This is a genomic window from Mesorhizobium sp. M4A.F.Ca.ET.090.04.2.1 (assembly GCF_003999085.1).
Lineage (GTDB): Bacteria > Pseudomonadota > Alphaproteobacteria > Rhizobiales > Rhizobiaceae > Mesorhizobium.
Genome location: NZ_RZOT01000602.1, coordinates 1 through 3,437, shown reverse-complemented (window position 1 = coordinate 3,437; position 3,437 = coordinate 1). Strand labels below are relative to the sequence as shown.

Below are 3,437 nucleotides of genomic sequence, written 5' to 3'. Positions count from 1 at the left end.
GGTGGTACTTCTACAAGGCCGGCGGCGCGCTCGAAGGCACGCGCATCCAGGCGGTCGATCCCGGCGGCACGATCTGGCAGCGCATCGGCCCGCAGCGCGTCATCGGCTCCGTCGTCTATCCCGCCGCGGAGGTCGATGCCCCCGGCCTGATCCGCCATGTCGAGGGTACGCGGTTCTCGCTTGGCGAGCCGTCCGGCGAAAAGAGCGAGCGCGTAAACGCGCTGGCGCGCGAGATGGTCAAAGCCGGACTGCAGGCGCCGGTGCGCGAGGACATCCGCTCGGAGATCTGGATAAAACTCTGGGGCAATCTGTCCTTCAATCCGATCTCGGCGCTGACCGGCAGCACGCTCGCGGCCATCGTCGCCGACGAGGGAACGCGAACGCTTGCCCGCGCCATGATGCTGGAGGCGCAAGCGATCGGCGAAAGCCTCGGCGTCCGCTTTCCGATCCCCGTCGACAAGCGCATCAAGGGCGCCGGCGACGTCGGCGAGCACAAGACTTCGATGCTGCAGGATCTGGAGCGCGGCCGCCCCATGGAGATCGACGCGCTGGTGAGCGCGGTGCAGGAACTCGGCCGCCTGACCGGCCAGCCGACGCCGAACATCGACAGTGTGCTGGCGCTGGTGCGGCGCCTTGCCATCGAGCGCGGGTGTTATTCGCCGTTGTAGCTGGCAGGTGGACGGCGACAACGATGCCTTGGCCACGATGTGAGCATGTTGCCGCGGCGAGCCCGTCTCGCTCATCCTGACATGAATTGTCACCTGTCGACCGGGTCAATGGTGGCAGCCGAGCAATCGACCCCCTACCTGCGACTGGTCTGAACAGGAGGAAGTCATGACCACTGCCGAAATTGCCAAGGATTTCACGGAGCTCCTCAAGCAGGGCGACAGCCACAGCGCTGCCGCGAGGTACAATGCCGACGACATCGTCAGCTATGAGGCCATGGAAGGGCCGATGGCCGTTTGCAACGGCAAGGAAGCCGTCAAGCAGAAGGGCGAGTGGTGGGAAGCGAACCATGAGGTTCACGGCGGCTCGGTCGACGGCCCCTATGTCAATGGCGACCAGTTCGCGCTGCGCTTCAAGTTCGACATAACGCCCAAATCCACCGGCGAGCGCGTCACCATGAATGAGGTCGGCCTCTACACGGTCAAGAACGGCAAGATCAGCGAAGAGCGTTTTTATTACTAGCCTGGCCAGTCCCGCTCGCTGCGTTTTGTCGTTATCTCACGCGGCCGGGGGCGAAGCGCTCCGGCCGCCGTTTGAGGGCGAGACCTCAAATCGTCTTTGCATAGTCCGCAAGCTGGTCGGCCACCGTGCCCCAGCCATCGAAGAAGCCCATCTCTTCATGGCTGTCGCGCGTCGCCTCGTCGCGGTGGATGGCGGTGGCGGTATAGCGTGTGCCTTTGCCTTCTTGTGTCAGCGCAATGACCGCGGTGATGAACGGCTCACCGGACGGCCGGTAGCCGGGTAGCAGCGCGTCCGTCCACACCAGGCGCTCGTTCGGCACGATCTCGAGATAGCAGCAATGGCGGTCGTTGACCTCCTTGCCGTCGGGCGACTGCATGCGGGTGCGAAACAAGCCGCCGGGCCGAAGGTCGATCTCGCAATCGGTGATGATCCACGGCTTCGGCGTGAACCATTGCTTGACGTGCTCTGGCATCGTCCAGGCGCGCCAAAGCAGTTCGCGCGGCGCGTCGAGGACGCGTTCCAGTGTCAGGTCCAGCCTCGGATCGAACTTGAATGGATAGCTCATTTTTCTTTCTCCTTAAGCGACATGACATAGGCATCGAACTGGTCGAGTCGGCTCTCCCAGAGCGCGCGCTGTTCGGCCAGCCAGTTCTCCGCGAGCGCCAGCGGCTCGGGTGAAAGCCGGTAGGTCCTGACGCGCCCGGCTTTCTCCGAACGGACAAGTCCACAGCCTTCCAGCACCTTGAGGTGCTCGACGAAGGACGGCAGCGCCATGTCGAACGGCTCCGCCAGCTCACTGACCGAGGCAGGGCTCCTGCCCAGCCGCTCCACCACGAGGCGGCGCGTCGGATCGGCGAGCGCGCGAAAAATGCCGTCGATCGGCGGCACGCTTTCGCTGACGGTCTGCGGGCTCATGGTTGGTTCTCCTCGGTCGCTGCTCGTCGGCAATTACTTAGGAAAAAACCTAAGTATTGGCAAGGCCAAAAATCGAGGTGTGGACGGTTGGCAAAGCGGGCAGGGCGGGCCTACGGTTCCGTCGGATTCGTAAATCCGTCAGTTCAAGAGGCCTGTTTTGACGATCACCATGTATGGCATCACCAACTGCGACACGATCAAGAAGGCGCGCGTCTGGCTGGAAAGCCGCGACGTTCCCTACCGCTTCCACGACTACCGGGCCGAGGGCATCGAGGCGGAGAGGCTGAACGGCTGGGTCGGAAAGGTCGGCTGGGAAAAACTGCTCAACAAGGGGAGCACGACTTTTCGCGAACTGCCGGGCGAGGAGAAGGGTGCGCTCGACGAGAAGAAGGCGAAGAAGCTGATGCTCGCCAAGCCGACGATGATCAAGCGACCGGTGCTGGAGGTTGGAGAGCGCATCCTGGTTGGATTCAAGCCGGAGGCTTATGAGGAGGTGGTTGGCGGGAAATAAGGGGCCATCTCGTACGCAGCAATCCTTCGCGCCCCCCTCTGTCCTGCCGGACATCTCCCCCTCGAGGGGGAGATTGGCAGCTTTGGCGCGTCGCTCATTCCTGCGACGTTGGCGATTTGGCGAAAGCCGGCGCGAAAGCTGATCTCCCCCCTTGAGGGGGAGATGGCCGGCTGGCCAGAGAGGGGGGCGAAGGAACTCGACGTCATTTATGCTTGGGCTTGCAAATACTCCGCCAGCGCCACCGCATTGTTGTGTGCCTCATCATGTGCGCCATAGAGCAGCGTCACCTTGCCTTTGCCGAGCAATGCGCGCAGCTGGGCCATCGCCTCGCCATTCCCATCCAGTTCCGCCGAATACCGCTTCCGAAACTCCGCCCAGCGCTCCGTCTCGTGCCCGAACCATTTGCGCAGTTCGTCGCTCGGGGCGATCTCCTTCAGCCATAGCGTCAGCGCGGCATCCGTCTTGGCGATGCCGCGCGGCCAGATGCGGTCGACCAGCACCCGTTGGCCGTCCGCTTTCGCCGGCGCTTCATAGATGCGCTTCACCGCTATGTCGAAGGCCATCACACCCTCAAAGCGAACCCCCTCAGGCCCATTCGCCCTTACGCATCACCGGCACGCGGCTGCCGTCCTTGCCGAGACCGTCGATGTCGATCTTGTCCGAGCCGATCATCCAGTCGATGTGAATAAAGCTTTTGTTGCCGCCGCGCGCGGCGATCTCGTCCTGGCTGAGCGAGGCGCCGTCGACGAAGCACTTCGAATAGCACTGGCCGAGCGCGATATGGCAGGCGGCGTTCTCGTCGAACAGCGTGTTGAAGAACAGC

The 3,437-nt window shown here is 63.2% G+C and carries 7 protein-coding genes; 3 read left to right on the top strand and 4 right to left on the bottom strand.

Annotation, left to right across the window (positions count from 1 at the left end; genetic code table 11):
- Both EN781_RS28935 and EN781_RS28930 read left to right on the top strand, forming a co-directional pair.
- A partial coding sequence (locus EN781_RS28935) for a 2-dehydropantoate 2-reductase (RefSeq protein WP_145965693.1) occupies positions 1 to 668 on the top strand: 668 nt, incomplete at its 5' end.
- Positions 669 to 834: 166 nt separating this feature from the next.
- A complete protein-coding gene (locus tag EN781_RS28930) occupies positions 835 to 1,188 on the top strand; it encodes a nuclear transport factor 2 family protein (protein WP_126055996.1) in 354 nt (117 codons plus the stop codon).
- Between the two features lie 85 nt (positions 1,189 to 1,273).
- Here the strand turns inward: EN781_RS28930 and EN781_RS28925 are convergent, their stop codons facing one another.
- Both EN781_RS28925 and EN781_RS28920 read right to left on the bottom strand, forming a co-directional pair.
- Positions 1,274 to 1,753 (bottom strand): SRPBCC family protein, encoded by a 480-nt coding sequence (locus EN781_RS28925; protein ID WP_126055995.1) that lies wholly within the window; start codon positions 1,751 to 1,753, stop codon positions 1,274 to 1,276.
- A complete protein-coding gene (locus EN781_RS28920) occupies positions 1,750 to 2,103 on the bottom strand; it encodes a metalloregulator ArsR/SmtB family transcription factor (protein WP_126055994.1) in 354 nt (117 codons plus the stop codon). Before EN781_RS28920 ends, EN781_RS28925 begins: the two co-directional genes overlap by 4 nt.
- Before the next feature lie 157 nt (positions 2,104 to 2,260).
- On the opposite strand from EN781_RS28920, the gene EN781_RS28915 reads away from it, so the two are divergent.
- The gene (locus EN781_RS28915) at positions 2,261 to 2,614 is read left to right on the top strand and encodes an ArsC family reductase (RefSeq protein WP_126055993.1); all 354 of its coding nucleotides are present in this window, start codon (positions 2,261 to 2,263) and stop codon (positions 2,612 to 2,614) included.
- A gap of 206 nt (positions 2,615 to 2,820) precedes the next feature.
- On the opposite strand, the gene EN781_RS28910 is transcribed toward EN781_RS28915, so the two are convergent.
- Positions 2,821 to 3,177, bottom strand: coding sequence for a DUF488 domain-containing protein (locus tag EN781_RS28910; RefSeq protein ID WP_126055992.1), 357 nt, complete (start codon positions 3,175 to 3,177; stop codon positions 2,821 to 2,823).
- Positions 3,178 to 3,199: 22 nt separating this feature from the next.
- Positions 3,200 to 3,437, bottom strand: a 238-nt coding sequence (locus EN781_RS28905; RefSeq protein ID WP_145965692.1) for an aminopeptidase, incomplete at its 5' end; no start/stop codon positions are given.

Excerpts from the sequence above, each read along its gene's own strand:
- EN781_RS28930 (WP_126055996.1), top strand. The coding sequence starts at position 835 with ATGACCACTGCCGAAATTGCCAAGGATTTCACGGAGCTCCTCAAGCAG.
- EN781_RS28925 (WP_126055995.1), bottom strand. The coding sequence starts at position 1,753 with ATGAGCTATCCATTCAAGTTCGATCCGAGGCTGGACCTGACACTGGAA.
- EN781_RS28920 (WP_126055994.1), bottom strand. The coding sequence starts at position 2,103 with ATGAGCCCGCAGACCGTCAGCGAAAGCGTGCCGCCGATCGACGGCATT.
- EN781_RS28910 (WP_126055992.1), bottom strand. The coding sequence starts at position 3,177 with ATGGCCTTCGACATAGCGGTGAAGCGCATCTATGAAGCGCCGGCGAAA.